Source organism: Mucilaginibacter endophyticus (assembly GCF_003351025.1).
GTDB lineage: Bacteria > Bacteroidota > Bacteroidia > Sphingobacteriales > Sphingobacteriaceae > Mucilaginibacter > Mucilaginibacter endophyticus.
In genome coordinates this window covers 555,586-574,877 of sequence record NZ_QPCG01000002.1, presented here as the reverse complement: position 1 = coordinate 574,877, position 19,292 = coordinate 555,586, and the positions used below count along the sequence as shown (strand labels likewise).

The window sequence follows — 19,292 nt, the reverse complement described above, 5'->3', positions numbered from 1 at the left end:
GTTTAAAATGGAGTTGAGCAGATTGAATAAGCTGTTGGAATTTATAAAAAATGAACCGGATGACGAGTTTCTGAAATACGCCCTTGCAACAGAATATCTGCGTCTGAATGAGATAGATAAGGCGCTTGCCTATTATGAAGACCTTGTAAATAACCACCCCGGTTATGTGGGCACCTATTATCATTTAGGTAAGCTTTATGAAGCGCTAAACCGTAAGGACGATGCCATTAAAACTTACGAAACCGGCATGAAAGTGACCAAAGAAAAGCGCGATAACCATGCTTTTTCTGAATTGCAGGCGGTATACAGGCAGGCAATGGGTTTTGAAGAAGACGATGACGATTATTGATTTTAGTTCATGGATCATGGCAATTTTGAGTATTTCTTAACCATTTCATTCTTTTGTGAGTTGTTTGAAATAACCATAGTGTTTCCGCTATAATATTGTCCCCATTAACCATCATCTATAAACTATGAACAGCTTTAGCAAATGAAACAACGGCAACTTGTGTTCCTAAGGGATGTGCTGATCTATACTTTTACCGCTTTTGGTGGCCCTCAAGCCCACATAGCGGTTTTGCTGCGCGAGTTTGTTGAAAAGCGGAGATATATTACCGAGGATGAACTAATGGAGCTCAACGCCTTATCACAGGTTTTACCCGGTCCTTCATCAACCCAAACGCTGGTTGGGATAGCCTGGAAAGTAGGAGGGTTACGACTGGCTATCATCACATTCCTGATTTGGATTTTGCCTTCGGCGGCCATTATGTGTATGGCTGCAATCAGTTATAATATGTTTGCTAATAAGGCTAAATTTGCTCATGTAATCAGTTATGTACAGCCGATCGCTGTAGGTATCGTAGCCTACGCAACATATACATTTGCCAATAAGTTTTTAAAAACAAAGGTGAGCAGAATGCTTGCAGTCGGTTCGTTAATTGTTACACTGATCCTGCAAAATGCTTATGCTTTCCCGCTTTTGATATTACTTGGAGGGATTATTTCATCAGCGATGGAAACGCAGCAGCATGAAAACGAGCTGAGGGTCAAACTTTATTCAAATGTAAATCCCAATAAAGTAGGGTACTTCGTCGGTATATTATTGTTTTTTGCGGCATTGGGTGCTTTGGTTAATCAAACATCTCCTTTCAGCTTGCCAATCCGCTTATTCGAGAACTTTTATCGTAACGGTATCCTAATTTTTGGCGGGGGCCAGGTGCTTGTTCCCTTAATGTATACCGAATTTGTTGAGGTAAAACATTATTTGGGCCGGTCAGAATTTTTATCCGGTTACGCACTTCAGCAGGCTTTACCGGGGCCAACTTTCTCCTTTACCTCGTTTTTAGGGGGAATAACCCTTGGTAATAAAGGTTATAACATTTGGGGGCAGGTGATTGGTAGCCTGGTTGCTGTTATCGGCATCAATACTCCCGGGCTGATATTGATACTATTTATAGTGCCTTTCTGGGAAGATTTGAAAAAGATAACCCGCATAAAAAACTCTTTAAGTGGTATTAACGCGGTAGCTGTAGGTTTTATGGCGACTGCCCTGATCTTGCTGGTTAAACCTTTTGGCCTAAACTGGATAGCCTACGTACTGATGATAGGCACGTTCCTCGTATTGCATTTCACCAAAATAAAAACACCGATAGTGATTATTATCGGTGTGATTTTGGGGATGATATTTTGATTAGGGATTTCGGAGTTTCGATTTCGGAGTTTTACATTTAATAAATCCGAAATCGAAAATCCAAATTCCGAAATTAGATTAAAACGGTGGCTCATCGTCCATATCATCCATTCTTGAAGGACGGATAATAAAGTTGCTTTGTTTTTCAAAATCCTGAGAAGGAGCAAGGCCTGCGAAAGCATTACCTCCAGCAGGAGGAGGGAAACCGTCCATACCTTCTTCGAGGTTAGCGAATTTAACGTATTTACCCACGAATTTCAGTCGTACCGTACCTGTTTCACCGTTACGGTGTTTGGCGATGATAACCTCACCAACACCCTGGGTTGGGTTACCATCTTCATCCTCAGTTAAACCGTAATACTCCGGACGGTAAAGGAACAGTACCATGTCGGCATCTTGCTCAATAGCGCCCGATTCACGTAAGTCTGAAAGCATTGGCCTTTTTGAGTTACCCGGCCTGCTCTCTACCGCACGACTTAGCTGCGAAAGTGCGATAACCGGTACACTAAGCTCCTTGGCAACCGATTTTAAAGCACGTGAAATACTACTGATCTCTTGCTCACGGTTACCACCACCACCTTTACCTTCGGCTTTACCATGCATTAGTTGAAGGTAGTCGATGATGATTAACTGGATATCATATTGCGATTTTAAACGACGGCATTTTGCCCTGAACTCGAATATATTTAAGGCCGGAGTGTCATCAATAATGAAAGTAGCTTTTTCAAGTCGGCCAATTTTGGAGTGGACCTGTTGCCATTCCCATTCTTCAAGTGTGCCTTTACGGATCTTTTCTTGCTCAATTTCGGCTTCACCTGCAATCAAACGATTAACCAACTGTACCGACGACATCTCGAGCGAGAACACAACCACGGGTTTGTCAAAGTCAACCGCCGCGTTACGGGCGCAACTTAATACGAAGGCTGTTTTACCCATCGCCGGACGAGCCGCGATGATCACCAAATCTGATTTTTGCCAGCCTGAGGTCATACGATCAAGGCCTGTAAAGCCGGATGCGACACCTGTTAAACCATCTTTCTTATCTTTTAGTGCTTCGATATCACGCAAGGCCTCATGTACCAGATCGTCCATATTACGGGCATCCCTGCGTAAGTTACTCTGTGCAATTTCAAACAGGTTCTTTTCAGCCATATCCAACAGGTCGAATACGTCGGCAGTATCCTCGTACGCATTGTTGATCACTTCTGTAGAGATACGGATCAGCTCCCGTTGAATGAATTTCTGGATGATGATACGTGAGTGAAACTCGATATTTGCTGCCGATGCAACACGGCTGGTAAGTTCGGTAATATAGTAGGCGCCGCCAACCATTTCAAGCTCGCCTAACCTGCGCAATTCGGCAGTAACGGTAAGGATATCTACAGGTTGTGTTTTTTCAAACAGGATTTTTATGGCAGAAAAGATCTTTTGGTGATTGGTCTGGTAAAAAACTTCTGGCTTTAAAACATCTATAACTGATGAAAGGGCATCTTTCTCCAGCATGAGCGCACCTAAAACAGCCTCCTCCAAATCCGTAGCCTGAGGCTGCAATTTGCCACCCCCGATAAATGGAGTTGGATTGGTGATCCGGCTACGGCGTTCAAATGTGTTCGGCTTGTTATACTGGTTGTTATTCTCAAAACTCATAAGGGTACAAAAATATACAAAAAATGTTTCGCCGGGCAAAGTAAACACCTAACATAGTGTATCGACATTTTAAAATAATCATACACAGGGCGATAATTTAAAGCTTTTTAATAAACACCCGGGTGTGGATAACTTTTTAAGGAAGTTTGGAAGGTTTGATTTTCAGATATTTGAACCGATGTTAATAAAGTTTTGCGATGTTGATAGCATAAGTGGGTAAACGGCGATAAACCGAAAAGGGTTATCAGTTCAATAACGGCTTAATCAATTAATATAGCTACTTTTGCCAAAATTCAAATCATAAAATGGCATTTAATTCAAGGCCTCAGCGCGAAAGCAATCAAATGGTTTTTGGTATCAGGGCGGTAGTGGAAGCTATCCGTTCGGGTAAAGAGATCGAGGCATTATTTATACAAAGAGGCATTAGCGGAGGCTTGATTCAGGAGCTTAAAGAGCTCATGAACGAGTACCAGATAACAGCACAGCAGGTCCCGATTGAAAAACTGAACCGCATTACCCAGAAAAACCACCAGGGGGTTATTGCTGTAATTTCGCCCATTGTTTATCAGAAGATCGAGAACATTATACCAGAGGTATTTGAGAAAGGGGAGACGCCTTTAATTTTGGTTTTAGACAGCATTACCGATGTGCGAAACATGGGTGCTATCGCCCGTACTGCCGAATGCGCAGGAGTACACGCCATTGTGATCCCGGCTAAAGGTTCGGCCCAGATCAATCCGGATGCCATCAAGACATCTGCCGGAGCATTATATAAGATCCCTGTTTGCAGACATGATAATTTTATGCAAACTGTACGCTTTCTGCAGGAATCGGGCTTGCAATTGGTTTGCTGTACAGAAAAAACGCAGGATAATATTTACAAGCCTGATTATACCGTACCTACTGCTATAGTGATGGGATCGGAAGAAGACGGTATCCGTAACGAAATCATTCGCATCTCAGATCACCTGGCCAAGATCCCTATGTTTGGCGAAATAGAATCATTGAACGTTTCCGTGTCAACAGGGATCATCTTGTACGAGGCGATAAGACAACGCTCGTTGTCAGTTAATTAGAGATAAGAGATTGGAGATTAGAAAAATGGCCTTTAACTAATCTCTAATCTCCAGCCTCCAATCTCTAAATACTAAATATACTTAGCTCCAAATTTATTTTTTACATCGGCAACAACCTGCTTGATGTTTTGCTCCTGGTCGCGAGGGCAAATGAGCAGGGAATTGTTTGATTCTACTACGATAAAATCGTGTAGGCCTTGTAGTATTACCAGTTTCTCACCCGGTACATTTACCATACAGTTTGATGAATCGTACATGATCACTTTTTCGGCCGGAATCACAGCATTCCCTACATAATCTTTTTCGGCAAGGTCATATATAGAAGCCCAGGTGCCCAGATCGCTCCATCCAAAATCCGATGGTAAAACGTACACGTTATCGGCTTTTTCCATAATGCCGTAGTCTATCGAGATGTTAACGCATTGCTGGTATGCTTTATGAACATAAGGTTTTTCATCGTCTGAGTTATAAACCGGTCTGGCGTCAGCAAAAATTTCGTGCATTTCGGGCAGGTGTTGGCCAAAGGCTTTCACAATAGCTTTTGCCGACCAAACAAAGATGCCTGCGTTCCATAAAAAGTCGCCGCTTTGGATGAAGGTTTTAGCAATCTCCAGGGTTGGTTTCTCGGTAAAGGTTTTTACTTTATGAAACTCATCATTGATAACATTGTCTGTATATTGAATGTACCCGTAACCGGTATCGGGCCTTGATGGTTTAATGCCCAGGGTTATCAGGTAATCATTTGAAGATGCTGTTTGCAAAGATTTTTCGATAGCTGATACAAAGGCATCTTCGTCGAGAATCTGTTGATCTGAAGGGGCCACAACAATGGCCGCATCCGGATTAAGGCTTTCAATTTTAAAACAGCCGTAGGCAACGCACGGTGCTGTGTTACGCATTACGGGCTCTGTAAGGATCTGCTGATCCTCCAAATCGGGAAGCTGGTGTTTTACAAGTTTTGTATAGTTTTCGTTAGTAACGATGTAAATATTTTCTTTGGGACATACTTTCAGGAATCGTTCGTAGGTATTTTGTATTAAAGTTTTACCGGTACCAAGTATATCGATAAACTGTTTAGGGTGCGATGTACGGCTTATCGGCCAAAAGCGGCTGCCAATCCCTCCTGCCATAATTATCGCATAATAGTTTTTATTCATGAGAAAGTAAAGAATTTAAAATTTGGTATATCGACCGTAAAAATGTGTATTAATTTGTTAATTATCCATTAAGTGTTGCTAAATAATTTAACAGCATAGTTAAATGCCAATTTGACTGGTATTTTAAATGAGTAATTAAAGAAATTGTTTTTCATTTAATCATCATTTTTACACAAAATTTAAAAGTAAATCCATCGTTTATTTAGAAAATTTTGTTACTTTAAACTTTTAAATACAATTTAAGAATTTGTTAAAATAATGATAGAAACAAAGAAATCGCTATTTGACAATCTCCAGAATTTTTTCGGGTTTGATAATTTTAAGGGAGAACAGGAAGCGATAATAACCAACATCCTGGCCGGCAATGACACATTTGTTATCATGCCTACCGGTGGCGGCAAATCGATGTGTTATCAGTTACCAGCCTTGATGAGCGATGGCACAGCCATCGTAATTTCACCACTGATAGCCTTGATGAAAAATCAGGTAGATCAGCTCAGGGCGTTTGGAGGATCAGATAGTATAGCCCACTTTTTAAACTCATCACTTACAAAATCAGAAATAGCCAGGGTTAAGGAAGACGTACTAGCCGGTAAAACCAAATTGCTGTACGTTGCACCGGAGTCACTAACTAAGCAGGAAAATATCGATTTCTTACGCCTGAATCATGTATCGTTTGTTGCCGTTGACGAGGCTCACTGTATTTCGGAATGGGGTCATGATTTCAGACCCGAATACCGTAAAATACGCCAGGTGATCAGCAACATAGGCGAAAATATACCTATCATTGCTTTAACAGCCACAGCTACTCCAAAAGTTCAGCAGGATATTCAAAAAAACCTGCAAATGAATAACGCTACTGTATTTAAATCATCTTTTAACCGCGGTAACCTCTTTTACGAAGTAAGGGCTAAGCGCAACGTTATAAAAGAGATTGTAAAATTTGTTAAGCAAAATCAGGGAAAATCTGGTATAGTGTATTGCCTTAGCCGTAAAAAGGTGGAGGAAGTGGCAGAGGTACTCAATCTTAATGGCGTGAAGGCCCTGCCATATCATGCCGGGCTTGATCCTAAAGTACGTGCCGATACTCAAGATAAATTCCTGATGGAAGATGTTGACGTTATTGTTGCTACTATCGCCTTCGGTATGGGTATCGACAAACCCGATGTTCGTTACGTAATACACCACGATGTACCTAAGAGTATGGAAGGGTATTACCAGGAAACCGGAAGGGCTGGGCGCGACGGAGGCGAAGGTGTTTGCGTTGCCTTTTATTCAGAAAAAGATATTGATAAACTTCAGAAATTCATGAAGGATAAACCTGTTTCAGAACGCGAAATAGGTACCCAGATACTTAAAGAGGTTATTGATTACTGTGAATCTTCAGTTTGTCGCCGTAAGCAATTGCTGCATTATTTTGGTGAAAACTTTAATGAGGCGGGCTGTAACAATATGTGCGATAACTGCTGCACGCACAAAGATCATTTTGATGCTGAAGAACACCTGCACAGGGCACTAAGCCTGATCAAGCACATAGGTGAGAAGTTTGATGATCACCACATCATCAGCATATTGATGGGCGAAGAAAACGCGCAGATCAAAAATTATGAGCATGATCACCTTGATTATTATGGCGCGGGCAAAGAGCAGGGAAAAAACCTCTGGAATTCACTTTTAAGGCAAGCTTTGCTCAATAACTATATTTCAAAGGATATTGACCAATACGGACTGTTAAGGCTTACCAAAAGCGGGAATTCCTTTATCGACAATCCGCATAGTATTCGTTTTGTTTTAAATAAAGTTATGGAAGCTACCGACGATGATAGCGACGATGACGGGCCAAAACAAAGCGGAGGCGCGCTTGATACGCAATTGCTGCAAATGCTTAAGGAGCTGCGTAAAAAGCTGGCCAAACAAAAAGGATTGCCTCCGTTTGTAATATTCCAGGATCCGTCTTTGGAAGAAATGTGTACCCACTATCCAATCAATACCGAAGAACTGAAACAGATTTCGGGTGTTGGTGCAGGTAAGGCCTTAAAATTCGGAAAGCCCTTTACTGATCTGATTCAGAAATACGTAGAGGATAATGATATTGACCGCCCTATTGATATGGTAATCAAAAGCGCGGCTAATAAGTCGGCGCTTAAGGTATTTATCATCCAAAATATTGACAGGCATTTAAACCTGGATGATATTGCTGCTTCAAAAGGTCTTACGTATGAGGAGATCCTGAAAGAAGTTGAAACTATTGTTAACTCGGGTACAAAGCTTAACCTGAACTATTACATTGATGAGGTAATTGACGAGGATAAGCAGGAAGAAGTATTTGATTATTTCCGTACTGCCGAAGCCGATTCTATCGATGAAGCATTAGCAGAGCTTGGCAGCGATGATTACACGCGCGAAGAGGTACAATTGATGCGTATCAAGTTTATGTCAGAGTTAGGAAACTAACGATATAATATTTTATACTATAAACAGCCTTTGGATTGAATTCTGAAGGCTGTTTTATTTAAGGCTCTTTCCAAAATTGAGAAAGTCAAGATTCATGTTGCCATTAGTAATAATGTGCAGGGTAAGTACATGAACTCCCTTTTTCAAAGTTATTGAGCCTATTGAGTCAGATGAATTCCAATGATGCCATTGGCGCCAGGCAACAGTATCACGGTCATCATGTGTCGTGTTGATATTCAAAGGGCCGGTTGCATCTTTGCCATCGATATCAACCGAGATGATTCCATTGCCGTTAGCAGTATATAAAACGCCAATAGGGTAGGTGCCGGCTTTATTTACTTTTACCGTGTAGTTGATCCATTCGCCGGGTTGTGTCCAGCCCACGTATAGTTTATTAATATCGCGCGGAACCTTATTGTAAGGATTGTTATCAATGTTGCCCGTTTTAGCGTAGGAAATATCAACACCTTCTTTCATCCGGAATTCATTCAGAAACGAGCCGTTAGCCGGGTTTAGTTTTCCACTGCCATTGTTTGTGCTATCTGCGTCATGGTAGGCTACTCCTTCGCCACCCTCGTCATAATACTCACATTCAAGTCTGCCCGGAAGCTGCTGCATTTTACCCTGCCATGGTTTACCGGTATGGTTTAAAATAAAAGCACATAAAATTATTGCAGCGCCAGTTATGATTATTAGTCTCTTTTTCATTTAGGGAAGACCGATTAGGTTGTTTATAAGTGTATTAAAACGCTATTTAGCTATAATCATGAATTCGGTACGTCTGTTTTTAGCCCGGTCTTCATCGGTTGTATTTGATGCTATAGGCTGCGTTTCTCCGTAGCCTTTGTATACAAGGCGGGCAGGGGCAATCCCTTTTGACACAAGATATTGATAAACAGACTTGGCGCGATTTTCGGATAATATCTGGTTGTTTTGATGGTTACCAACGTTATCTGTATGGCCGGAGATTTCGATACGTATAGCTTGATTCACCCCCAAAAATTCAATAAGCTTGGCCAGCTCTGCTTTTGATTCCTTTTCAAGATCATACTTGTTAGTATCGAAAAAGATATTTTTAAGGATCACCTTATTCCCAATTTCAATCGGCGATAACAATGCTACAATGTTGAAGGGGTTCTTGGTTTTATAGTTTTTAAGCGAAAAGTTTTCAGAGTAAAACAGGTATCCGCCTTTTGATATATTCAGACCATAATTTTTACCAGAGGTAAGCGTAGCTAAAAAATCACCCTTTTCCTCGTCACTGTAATCCTGGTAAACCACCTGGTTACTTTCCAGGTCGATAATTTCAATGGCGGCTTCCAGCGGCTGTTTGGTTTTAATGTCTTTTACAAATCCTTTAACGTAAGTAACCACTCGTGGCCTTAAATTTACCGGGAGCTCAAACTTATAAATATCGTATCCGCCATATCCGTTCAGGTTATTTGATGAAAAGAAAGCGTAGTCGCCATTTGCAGTTAATGATAAACCGCCCTCATCTCCATTGGTGTTAATGGGGTATCCCAGGTTTTCGGGCTTTTGCCATTTGCCATCTTTACCTAAGCGACTAACGAACAGGTCTTTTGCACCTAAACCCGGCCAGCCATCACTACTAAAATAAAGCGTACTATCGTCGGGATGTATAAATGGCGATTGCTCGTTATACGGAGTATTTACGTTTGGACCGAGGTTTTCAGGTTCGCCCCAGCCTTTTTCGCCAAGCGTACTTTTCCATATGTCATACCCGCCATAGCCTCCTTTACGATTACTTACAAAATAGAGTGTTCGGCCGTCGGCGTTTATTGATGGCTGGGATTCCCAGCCCGCGGTATTTATAGGCGGATTAAGATCAATAGGCTTTCCCCAGTCGTTACCTTTTTTTTGTGCTATGTAAATATCACAGCGCCCCAGGCCATCTGGCCGGTTACAGCCCGTGAAAAACAAATATTTACCATCTTGCGATATGGATTGAGCCCCCTCATTATATTTTTCAGTATTGATCTGGTTACTTAAATACGTGGCCGTGCCCCATTGAGCATTAACCTTCTCACTTTTATAAAAGTCTTCGTTGTTATTTATTTTGCGGGTAAATATTAGGGTGCTTTCATCGGCTGTGGCTACAGGAAGGTATTCATCATTCGCCGTGTTTATTTCGGGCCCGATATTTATGGGTTTAAAGGGGACGGGATGAGCCATAGCCTGGATGCCGAATTTAGCATCAGCAAGCATTTTTTTTGCATATGTGATGTTTTCAGGGCTAAGATCGGGATAAGTAAGGTATTTTTCAAGATGCTGCTGGGCCGGTGCATAACTGGCGTCATGAATTTCCATTTCAGCAGCTTTGAGGTAGGCGCCCCGGTTAAACTCCGGGCTTAACGAAATAACTTTAGTATAATGTTCTACAGCCGGCTTATACAGGCGTTTCATCCGGTATAGGTCGCCAAGCAGTAGATGGGCTTCTACAAATTTAGGATCTTCGCCAACAGCCTTCAACGAATTTTGAATGGCTTCATCATAAAGATGCTGATCCAGGTTTTGATAGGCTAAGGCAAAATATTTTATAGCTTCTTTATTGGACGATGAATACCGGGCAGGCTGCTGGGCACAAAGCAAAGCAGGCAAACACAATGCAAGCACCAAGAAAATTGCTATTCTCATTTATAACTTAGGATAATTTATATCCGTAAGTTACAAAGATTATGGGATATTCAGATACTTATGTGTTTGCAATGAAATTTCCCATTGCGGGTTTTCTTTCACATAATCAACAATAAGCGGAGTCATTTCCTTTGCTTTTGACCATTCAGGCTGCAGGTATAGTTTGCAGTCGGGCGATACCATTTTGGCATGATACTCGGCCCATTCAAAGTCGGACTTATTGAATACGATCACTTTTAATTCATGGGCACATTCAGCTACATGTGGTGTGGGGGCCTTGAATTTTTTAGGCGAAAGGCAAATCCAATCCCAATCGCCGGAAAGCGGGTAAGCGCCGGAAGTTTCAATAAAGGTTTTTATTCCCTTTTCGTGTAGTTGGTGGGTTAAATAGTCGAGATTGTATATTAGCGGCTCGCCACCGGTTACTACAACGGCTTTTGCGGGGTGCAAGGCCGCGTTGTTTACAATAGTGTCGGCAGCGGTAAGCGCGTGCAGCTCAGCATCCCAGCTTTCTTTAACGTCGCACCAATGGCAACCTACATCGCAGCCGCCCAGGCGAATAAAATACGCAGCTTTGCCTGTATTGTATCCTTCGCCTTGTATCGTGTAAAACTCTTCCATTAAAGGAAGCAACGTGCCGTCGTCTGGTATTTGGTGTGCCATAGTTATTTAAGGGTGCAAAGGTACTGAAAGATAGGTAAAAGCAGAAAGGTGAAAGGTAAAAGGTTACACTAATATGGAAGTGGAGTTCCGGATATGAGATTGCGTGGTGGTATTTTTGACAGGCTACTACGCGAAATTTCCTTTTACCTTTATCATTTCATTAATAATTGGTATTATTACTTTAATTTTAAGATAACCAATTAACCTGAAATTCGTAAAAATGCTTTAACTGTTTCGGTAACGCTTAATTTTTATCCGGGTATGAAAAAACTTTACCTTCCTTTATTATTATTGGTAATGCTTTGTTTTAGTTCATGCGTGGATATTGAAGAGCATTACAATTTTAAAAGCGACGGAACCTGTAAGGTTGCCTATGCTTTTGATATGAGCAGGGCAGTGTCTGTATTGGTTAATTTGATGTCCGATTCGGTTAAGCAAACCCCGCAATTTAGTTTAGTTAAGGACACTACGCTCAATTTTTATAGCGCTATACCCGATAGTGCGCAGCAAAAGCTAAAGGCCGAAGAAATTGAGATGGCCAAGAGCAGCGAGCTTACCGTGAATATGAACCTTAAAAAAAGCGTTATGAAAGTAACGCTTAACCATACCGCAAAAAATGCCACTGATTTACAGTACTACTTGCAAAATGTGTCAAAAATAGCACTCAACACCCAAATCAGTGCGATAACAACTACGGATAAAGCAAATAAACCCTTTGATGCCCGGCAAATGGTTGGTGGGCAGGATTATTACTCGTACGATATAACTCCACATAAATTTTACCGCATTATTGATAAGGCGAAATTCAATGCTTTTTTAAAGAAAACCCAGGCCACATTCATGATGGCTAAGGCGATGCTTATTGATATGCCCTACAAAGTGATACTGAGGTTTGCCCACCCGGTTAAAAAGATCAATAATTCAAAGGCCATGCTCTCGGCCGACAGGAGGGAAGTAACCCTTGTTACCAGTATGGATGAGGTTATAAAGAATCCTAATGTGATGAATTTAAAAATAGATTTTTAAAATCAGTTAGTTCAATAATATTAAGAAATGTTGGCGTAATATTAGATTCGGAAATTTGCAGTACATAACTTGTGCTCATGAAATCTGACCTTGACCAAATCATAGAATATTTTGAAGGTGAAAAGGAAAATCTTGAAATGTCAATTAAGAGAAGCCTTGCTGAGTACGATTATCTATATGCTCACCATCAACAGGAAGGCCTTTGGCGTTTAAACAATCATCTTGGTGTATTAAAGCGTTTTAAAGATCCTTTTTATTATAAAAAGGACGAAATTGAAAGATGGCTTAAATGGATGAACTCTTTTGAAGATAGTGAACGTTTTTCTTTCTATAAAGATGTAATAGCCCAAAAGAGAAGCGAACTTGAAAAACTAAGCGAGCAGCAAAATGATCATTATTTTAATGATAGTCAGGTAATTGACGATGCATTATTCGATCTGTATGAAAAGCGAATAAGAAAATTCAGGTTACGCCTGAGTGCAGAAGAAAACTTTAATCTTGATTTTGAAATTTCCGGAGAGCTTTTAAAAATCACTCATCAGTTGAGCTCCCATCACCGCAATTTGGTTTATTCAACAGATATTGATGACGATGATATAGCATCTCGACATCCTTTAATAACTCTTGGCTTTGAGTGGGATACTAATGAAAAGAAGTTTGTATACCATTATGATATGAACGGGTTCAAAGAGGTCCTGCCGGTAAAGATCTTGTTATCCCGAATAGCTTATGAAAAATTCAGATTCGATCCTGTCTATTCGGATTTGAATGCTTCTGTTAATATATTCGAGAAATGAAATGGTATAAAGCTTCGGGAATAATCGATATAGAGGGCACGTTTATAAAAAAGGTCAAGGCTGGTAGTAAAAGTATTTGCCTGGTAGGTTTTGAAGGTAAACTTTATGCTGTATCAGCTAAATGCCCACACGCAGGCGCAGATTTAAGTGAGGGCTTATGTGTCAGAAAACTAATTGTTTGCCCGTATCATCGCTATACTTACGATCTGGAAACAGGTAAAGGGGGCGAAGGACAAAACGATTTTATTGAAACTTATCCGGTTGAAATGAGGGATGATGGTGTTTATATCGGAGTAAACTCAATTTGGGATAAGTTAAGATTGGGGTTTAAGTGAGCGGTTGATTAAGTGAATGGAAAAAGAAACCACTCACCTAATCAACATCATAAACTACTCACTATTTATAAACCTCTTTATTAGCTGAAGCCAAAGTATTTTTAAGCAAACCAACAATGGTCATCAAGCCGACACCGCCCGGTACAGGGGTAATCCATGATGATTTAGGCGCAACATTTTCAAAATCAACATCGCCGTAAAGCTTAAAGCCCGATTTTGTTGTGGTTGATCTTTCGCGGTTCATGCCTACGTCAACTATTACCACACCATCTTTCACCATATCCGCAGTAATGAAATTCTTTTTGCCAATGGCTACAATCAGGATATCGGCGTCAAGTGTGAATTTTTTAATATCAGGAGTGCGGCTGTGGCAAATGGTTACGGTGCAATTGCCCGGCGTAGTGTTACGGGCCATCAGGATGCTCATAGGCGAGCCAACAATATTGCTGCGACCAACAACAACACAATGTTTACCTGCAGTTTCAATGCCATATTCTTTAAGCATTAAGGTAATACCATAAGGTGTTGCAGGAATAAATGATGGAAGGTTGCGCTGCATGCGGCCCAGGTTAACCGGGTGGAATCCGTCAACATCTTTGCGATGATCAATACGCTCAGTTACCTTTTCAGGGTCGATATGTTTTGGTAACGGAAGCTGTACAATGATGCCATCGATATCGGCATCGGCATTCAGCTCTTCAACTTTTTTTAGTAATTCTTCTTCGGTAACATCATCTTCATAACGTACTAATGACGATTTGAAGCCAACCTTTTCGCAGTTTTTCATTTTGCTGGCTACGTAGGTTTCGCTGCCGCCGTCATGACCAACCAGTACTGCAACCAAATGTGGCTTGCGACCTGTTTTTTCTAATATTTTAGCTGCTTCTTCAGCTATTTCAACCTTAAGTTTTTCTGAAACGTATTTTCCGTCTAAAAGCTGCATTGTTAAATATGTTTAACGAAGTGATCAGGCAATGGGGGTAAACTCAAATTTACCGGCTCTGACTTTACTCGTACTTTTATAAAAGGCCTGTTATCCAGGGATAATTTTAATCCGTGATTTTGATTGATCTTGTTGATGATACTTTCAATGGTTTCTGTTTTATTATTCAGGAGCATTTCAAATATAATTTTACTTGAGTCCGCATCTTTATTGAAAGCATCAATATAATATTTCGGTTCGTCGGCATCATATACAATCCACTTACCATAAACAAAGTCTCCTAAATGAATATGTTTAACAAACCCGGTTGCTGTAAAATATGTAACTAACCTGTACAGAATATATCAATTTACTCACCCTCGCTTCCCTTCAAAGGAGTTGAGGGATTAATCCAACTTCAAAACTGCCATGAATGCCGATTGTGGTATCTCAACGTTACCTACCTGGCGCATGCGTTTTTTACCTTGTTTCTGTTTTTCTAACAGTTTACGTTTACGGGAGATATCACCACCATAACATTTTGCTGTAACATCTTTACGTAGCGCTTTAACTGTTTCACGGGCGATGATCTTGGCACCGATAGAAGCCTGGATAATGATCTCAAATTGCTGACGCGGTAAAAGTTCTTTTAATTTCTCGCAGATCTTTTTACCAAAATCATAGGAGTTACCACGGAAGATCAGGGATGATAAAGCGTCAACAGGCTCGCTGTTCAGGCGGATATCCAGTTTTACCAGGTCAGACTGGCGGTAACCTATCTGGTGATAATCAAATGATGCATAGCCTTTTGAAATGGTTTTCAGCTTATCGTAAAAATCAAATACGATCTCGCCCATCGGCATTTCAAAAATCAACTCGACACGCTCGGATGTAAGGTATGATTGATTAGTAATGGTACCACGTTTTTGGATACAAAGCGACATTACCGGGCCAACAAATTCAGATTTTGTGATTATGGTAGCCTTGATATATGGCTCTTCTACAAAGTCAATTTTACTTGGATCAGGGAGGTCTGACGGATTATTTACCGTAAACGTATCACCTTTGGTATTATGGGCTAAATATGATACGTTGGGCACAGTGGTGATCACCGTCATGTTAAACTCGCGCTCCAAACGTTCCTGGATGATCTCCATGTGCAGCATCCCTAAAAATCCGCAACGGAAACCAAAGCCTAAAGCCGCTGATGATTCCGGTTCAAAAACCAATGAGGCATCATTTAGCTGCAGTTTTGCCATTGATTCGCGCAGTTCTTCGTAATCTTCAGTATCAACGGGGTAAATGCCGGCAAATACCATTGGTTTTACCTCTTCAAAGCCTTGGATACCTACTTCGCACGGGCGGTCAACCTGGGTGATGGTATCACCTACTTTAACCTCTTTAGCTTCTTTGATGCCCGAGATGATATAGCCTACATCGCCGGTTTTGATCACATCCTTAGCCAGTGGGCGCAGTTTTAATGTACCAACTTCATCGGCAAGATATTGCTTTTCGGTAGCAACGAACTTCACTTTATCACCTTTGCGGATTTCGCCGTTAACAACTTTAAAGTAAGCGATGATACCGCGGAACGAGTTAAATACCGAGTCGAAAATAAGCGCCTGCAACGGAGCTTTCGGATCACCAACAGGTGCCGGTACACGCTCAACAATAGCACGAAGAATATCATGCACCCCCATACCGGTTTTACCTGATGCAGCAAGGATTTCTTCTCGTTTACAGCCAATGAGGTCAACGATCTGGTCTTTTACTTCCTCAGGCATGGCGCCCGGAAGGTCCATTTTATTCAAAATAGGGATGATTTCCAGATCATTCTCCAAAGCAAGATACAGGTTTGAAATAGTCTGTGCCTGAATACCCTGTGCTGCGTCAACAATTAGCAATGCGCCTTCACAGGCAGCGATAGAGCGTGATACCTCGTATGAAAAATCCACGTGCCCAGGCGTGTCGATCAGGTTGAGTACGTATTTTTGACCATCAAGCTCATAGTCCATCTGTATGGCATGGCTTTTTATGGTAATACCGCGTTCGCGTTCTAAATCCATATCGTCAAGCAATTGTGCCTGCGATTCGCGCTGGGTTATAGTGTTAGTATACTCTAATAACCTATCGGCAAGTGTGCTTTTGCCGTGGTCGATATGTGCTATGATACAAAAATTACGAATATGCTCCATTGAACCGCAAAAATAACTTTTTAAACCGATAATTTGTATCAGCTAATAAATTAACTATTTTGAAATGTTTATTTTAATAAGACCCGAACGAAATGGCTGTATCTGCAGATATCATAAATGATGTGGAATCAAGATTAAATATCACTGTAAAACGCGCTAATCCGGTAAGTGGAGGCGATATTAACCAGAGCTATCGTTTGCAAACCACTCAAGGTGATTATTTTATTAAAATAAACAGCCTTCATAAATTCCCAGGTATGTTTAAGTGTGAGGAGCAGGGTTTATCGGCAATTCGCGAAACAAATACAATAGCTGTACCCGAAGTCGTTTTGCAGGGGGATACTCAGAACGAAAGCTATCTCGTTCTGAACTATATAGAAGCGGGAGATAGCAACACAAACTCATCTCAATTACTGGGATTACGGCTTGCACAAATGCATCGTAGCACGGCGAAACAACATGGTTTCTATACGGATAACTATATGGGATCACTCCATCAAAGCAATAAAAGACACGATAGCTGGGCCCGTTTTTTTTTTGAGGAGAGATTGCAGCCCATGGTTAAAATGGCAGTAGATAAAAAAGAACTCACCCAAAATGACGCACGTAAATTTGATGAGCTGTATAAAAAACTTCCGGGTTTGTTTACAGAAGAGCCACCGACATTATTACACGGCGATCTTTGGAGTGGTAATTATTTAATTGATGTTGAAGGAAAGCCCTATTTGATTGATCCAGCCGTTAGCTCTGGCAACCGCGAGTTTGATATTGCAATGACTACACTTTTTGGTGGTTTTGACCGTGCTTTTTACGAAGCCTATAATTCGGAATTTCCTTTGCAGAATGGTTGGCAACAAAGGCTTAAACTTTGGAACTTATATCCGCTATTGGTACATGTAAACCTGTTTGGCGGTATGTACGCCAAACAGGTAAGGGATAGTCTTTCGGTATTTATTTAGTTGGTGCCTTGCACAAAGATCGGCGTTTCAGATACAGTTACGGTTAGTTTACCGTCCACGGTATTAACCTGGGTTTTCACTGCTTCATCTGCACCTGTTTTTAGTGTGTAGATATTTGCTTTAGGAGTACCCAGATCAAGCGTATAAGTACCTGTACGTGCCCTGAAGTCGGGAATTGTGAGCGCATACATGGTTTGTGATCCCGATATGTACTTGTCAACCAGCGGATCTGCATTCACGGTTCCGGAATAGGTGTAACTGCCCATTAATTTTGATGTTTGCAATATAAAATCTGCCGCTGGCCTGCGTTTACCGTTTTCGGCCAGACCAGAAGTAGCATACTGAACATCAACATTTGGGGTATCGTCAAAAAGCTGGTAGTAAAATACGCGCTGAATACCATGGCGGATATAAAGTAACGAAGTTCTTAAAATCCAGTCAGCCTGGGTGTCTTTCGGTAACTTATCACCAACATACAGCGCTTTCTGATAACTCCCTTGGTTTATATCATAACCTGATTCGGTTACCCAAACAGGGAGAGGTTTAGTCAAAGAGTTTGCATATTGAACAAATGAATCGGCAATTTGACCGGCCATAGATAGTTCAGGTGGCAGACCAATAGTTGCAGATTGATGCGTTAATATATTACCGTTATTATTGTAATAGTGGTAATTGATGATATCGAAACAAAGATCTACACTTCCATCAGCACGGTAACCGCGATTGGTACGGCACCATTCTACCATTTTCTTTACGAAATCTACGTTGCAGGTAGCTAAACCACCCATAACAACTTTCATGTTAGGATCGGCATTTTTTACACCGGCATTTTTGCCGAGCTTGCCTTTATCTCCATCATAAAAAGCCGACATGTTGGCCGCGTATTCTTCAGCGGTTTGTTGTGTTGCCGGGCCTTTCCACCATTTGTCGCGTTCGTTATCGCATTCAACGTACGATACTACGCTCATTCCTACTTTAACCTGGTTTGGCGGATCGTTAGTCCACCGCACGCTTGAGTCAACCTTTACCAAGGACCTGTCCACATTGGCATTATAGCCGTAGCGGGCTGCAAATTGAAATGCCATACGTGCCTGTTCAACATAACTTGCCGGATCGGCCTTGCTTAAACCATAAAGAAGCGGCGCGTTTTCAAGGTCTTGCATATCATTGGGGTAGGTGCTAACCAACCACGGTGGACAATTTTTTATATCGGCCAAAACCAATATGCCCTCCTGCTTGCAGCGGTTATAAATAAGGTCGTAATCCCAACTGCCTTCATGTGTTGGACTGAAGGTATAATTGCCTTTGGTGCTTTCCATCCGGGCCCAACCCAGGTAATGCCTAACCCCGCTGAATGATTTAATGAGCGCCATATTAGTTTCATAAATGGTGCTTTTCAGGTTGGGGTTAGCCGGGTCCTGCAAAAAATTCCATTCATATGCGTTAATGCCAAACATATCTTTTAACTGGACGCCGACACCGCTGTACGAGTTTAATCTTAATTTACCGGAAGCGTCGATGACGCCGGCAGACATTTTTTCAGAGTTTTGTGCAGGCGGAGTAAGCCGCTCCGGACGACACCTGCTGAATAAAAAGGTAGAAAACAGAATGACTGCCAGTATTTTACTGTGAAATACGATTTGCATGCCCCGGTGTAATTTTGTGCTCATAAGCTACAATTAATAAATTTTAATAAAAAACATATTTAATGTTTTC

The 19,292-nt window shown here is 41.3% G+C and carries 16 protein-coding genes; 8 read left to right on the top strand and 8 right to left on the bottom strand.

Translation table 11 applies throughout. From position 1 onward, the window contains the following. Positions 1-7: 7 nt before the first annotated feature. A complete protein-coding gene (locus tag DUL71_RS09945; RefSeq protein WP_114937944.1) occupies positions 8-349 on the top strand; it encodes a tetratricopeptide repeat protein in 342 nt (113 codons plus the stop codon). A 141-nt stretch (positions 350-490) separates the two neighbouring features. Then, positions 491-1,690: a chromate efflux transporter gene (gene chrA / locus DUL71_RS09940; protein WP_114937943.1), complete on the top strand. Its 1,200-nt coding sequence runs from the start codon at positions 491-493 to the stop codon at positions 1,688-1,690. 78 nt (positions 1,691-1,768) lie between these two features. Here chrA and dnaB read toward each other — a convergent pair whose 3' ends face one another. After that, entirely contained in the window at positions 1,769-3,337 is a 1,569-nt protein-coding gene (gene dnaB / locus DUL71_RS09935) for a replicative DNA helicase (RefSeq protein WP_114938524.1), read from the bottom strand. Between the two features lie 305 nt (positions 3,338-3,642). On the opposite strand from dnaB, the gene rlmB reads away from it, so the two are divergent. Further along, entirely contained in the window at positions 3,643-4,413 is a 771-nt protein-coding gene (gene rlmB / locus DUL71_RS09930; RefSeq protein WP_114937942.1) for a 23S rRNA (guanosine(2251)-2'-O)-methyltransferase RlmB, read from the top strand. A 71-nt stretch (positions 4,414-4,484) separates the two neighbouring features. Here the strand turns inward: rlmB and DUL71_RS09925 are convergent, their stop codons facing one another. Continuing rightward, complete coding sequence (locus DUL71_RS09925; RefSeq protein ID WP_114937941.1) at positions 4,485-5,570, bottom strand: mannose-1-phosphate guanylyltransferase; 1,086 nt, start codon at positions 5,568-5,570, stop codon at positions 4,485-4,487. Between the two features lie 261 nt (positions 5,571-5,831). Between DUL71_RS09925 and recQ the strand changes: the two genes are divergently transcribed. Further along, positions 5,832-8,024, top strand: a complete 2,193-nt coding sequence (recQ, locus tag DUL71_RS09920) for a DNA helicase RecQ (protein WP_114938523.1) — start codon at positions 5,832-5,834, stop codon at positions 8,022-8,024. A gap of 54 nt (positions 8,025-8,078) precedes the next feature. Here the strand turns inward: recQ and DUL71_RS09915 are convergent, their stop codons facing one another. Genes DUL71_RS09915 through DUL71_RS09905 form a run of 3 tightly spaced genes read right to left on the bottom strand, consistent with a single transcriptional unit; the run spans position 8,079 to position 11,342 of the window. Next, entirely contained in the window at positions 8,079-8,732 is a 654-nt protein-coding gene (locus DUL71_RS09915; protein ID WP_208645519.1) for a carbohydrate-binding protein, read from the bottom strand. A 42-nt stretch (positions 8,733-8,774) separates the two neighbouring features. Beyond that, entirely contained in the window at positions 8,775-10,679 is a 1,905-nt protein-coding gene (locus DUL71_RS09910) for an OmpA family protein (RefSeq protein WP_114937940.1), read from the bottom strand. 39 nt (positions 10,680-10,718) lie between these two features. Continuing rightward, positions 10,719-11,342, bottom strand: a complete 624-nt coding sequence (locus DUL71_RS09905) for a 7-carboxy-7-deazaguanine synthase QueE (RefSeq protein WP_114937939.1) — start codon at positions 11,340-11,342, stop codon at positions 10,719-10,721. Between the two features lie 261 nt (positions 11,343-11,603). Between DUL71_RS09905 and DUL71_RS09900 the strand changes: the two genes are divergently transcribed. The 3 genes from DUL71_RS09900 (at position 11,604) to DUL71_RS09890 (ending at position 13,500) form a co-directional block, all read left to right on the top strand. Continuing rightward, complete coding sequence (locus DUL71_RS09900) at positions 11,604-12,368, top strand: hypothetical protein (RefSeq protein WP_114937938.1); 765 nt, start codon at positions 11,604-11,606, stop codon at positions 12,366-12,368. Positions 12,369-12,445: 77 nt separating this feature from the next. Next, entirely contained in the window at positions 12,446-13,165 is a 720-nt protein-coding gene (locus tag DUL71_RS09895; RefSeq protein WP_114937937.1) for a hypothetical protein, read from the top strand. Next, positions 13,162-13,500, top strand: a complete 339-nt coding sequence (locus tag DUL71_RS09890; RefSeq protein ID WP_114937936.1) for a Rieske (2Fe-2S) protein — start codon at positions 13,162-13,164, stop codon at positions 13,498-13,500. Before DUL71_RS09895 ends, DUL71_RS09890 begins: the two co-directional genes overlap by 4 nt. Positions 13,501-13,561: 61 nt before the next feature. On the opposite strand, the gene DUL71_RS09885 is transcribed toward DUL71_RS09890, so the two are convergent. Both DUL71_RS09885 and lepA read right to left on the bottom strand, forming a co-directional pair. Beyond that, positions 13,562-14,443 (bottom strand): bifunctional 5,10-methylenetetrahydrofolate dehydrogenase/5,10-methenyltetrahydrofolate cyclohydrolase, encoded by an 882-nt coding sequence (locus DUL71_RS09885; RefSeq protein WP_114937935.1) that lies wholly within the window; start codon positions 14,441-14,443, stop codon positions 13,562-13,564. A 386-nt stretch (positions 14,444-14,829) separates the two neighbouring features. Then, a complete protein-coding gene (lepA, locus tag DUL71_RS09880; protein ID WP_114937934.1) occupies positions 14,830-16,617 on the bottom strand; it encodes a translation elongation factor 4 in 1,788 nt (595 codons plus the stop codon). Between the two features lie 92 nt (positions 16,618-16,709). On the opposite strand from lepA, the gene DUL71_RS09875 reads away from it, so the two are divergent. After that, positions 16,710-17,576 carry a fructosamine kinase family protein gene (locus DUL71_RS09875; protein WP_114937933.1) on the top strand — a complete coding sequence of 289 codons (867 nt, stop codon included), beginning with the start codon at positions 16,710-16,712 and terminating at the stop codon, positions 17,574-17,576. On the opposite strand, the gene DUL71_RS09870 is transcribed toward DUL71_RS09875, so the two are convergent. Beyond that, complete coding sequence (locus tag DUL71_RS09870) at positions 17,573-19,246, bottom strand: hypothetical protein (RefSeq protein WP_114937932.1); 1,674 nt, start codon at positions 19,244-19,246, stop codon at positions 17,573-17,575. The two genes, DUL71_RS09875 and DUL71_RS09870, sit on opposite strands and share 4 nt — an antisense overlap. Between the last annotated feature and the right edge of the window lie 46 nt (positions 19,247-19,292).

Coding starts and splice junctions, on each gene's coding strand:
- DUL71_RS09945 (WP_114937944.1), top strand. CDS start 8: ATGGAGTTGAGCAGATTGAATAAGCTGTTGGAATTTATAAAAAATGAA.
- chrA (WP_114937943.1), top strand. CDS start 491: ATGAAACAACGGCAACTTGTGTTCCTAAGGGATGTGCTGATCTATACT.
- dnaB (WP_114938524.1), bottom strand. CDS start 3,337: ATGAGTTTTGAGAATAACAACCAGTATAACAAGCCGAACACATTTGAA.
- rlmB (WP_114937942.1), top strand. CDS start 3,643: ATGGCATTTAATTCAAGGCCTCAGCGCGAAAGCAATCAAATGGTTTTT.
- DUL71_RS09925 (WP_114937941.1), bottom strand. CDS start 5,570: ATGAATAAAAACTATTATGCGATAATTATGGCAGGAGGGATTGGCAGC.
- DUL71_RS09915 (WP_208645519.1), bottom strand. CDS start 8,732: ATGAAAAAGAGACTAATAATCATAACTGGCGCTGCAATAATTTTATGT.
- DUL71_RS09910 (WP_114937940.1), bottom strand. CDS start 10,679: ATGAGAATAGCAATTTTCTTGGTGCTTGCATTGTGTTTGCCTGCTTTG.
- DUL71_RS09905 (WP_114937939.1), bottom strand. CDS start 11,342: ATGGCACACCAAATACCAGACGACGGCACGTTGCTTCCTTTAATGGAA.
- DUL71_RS09900 (WP_114937938.1), top strand. CDS start 11,604: ATGAAAAAACTTTACCTTCCTTTATTATTATTGGTAATGCTTTGTTTT.
- DUL71_RS09895 (WP_114937937.1), top strand. CDS start 12,446: ATGAAATCTGACCTTGACCAAATCATAGAATATTTTGAAGGTGAAAAG.
- DUL71_RS09890 (WP_114937936.1), top strand. CDS start 13,162: ATGAAATGGTATAAAGCTTCGGGAATAATCGATATAGAGGGCACGTTT.
- DUL71_RS09885 (WP_114937935.1), bottom strand. CDS start 14,443: ATGCAGCTTTTAGACGGAAAATACGTTTCAGAAAAACTTAAGGTTGAA.
- lepA (WP_114937934.1), bottom strand. CDS start 16,617: ATGGAGCATATTCGTAATTTTTGTATCATAGCACATATCGACCACGGC.
- DUL71_RS09875 (WP_114937933.1), top strand. CDS start 16,710: ATGGCTGTATCTGCAGATATCATAAATGATGTGGAATCAAGATTAAAT.
- DUL71_RS09870 (WP_114937932.1), bottom strand. CDS start 19,246: ATGAGCACAAAATTACACCGGGGCATGCAAATCGTATTTCACAGTAAA.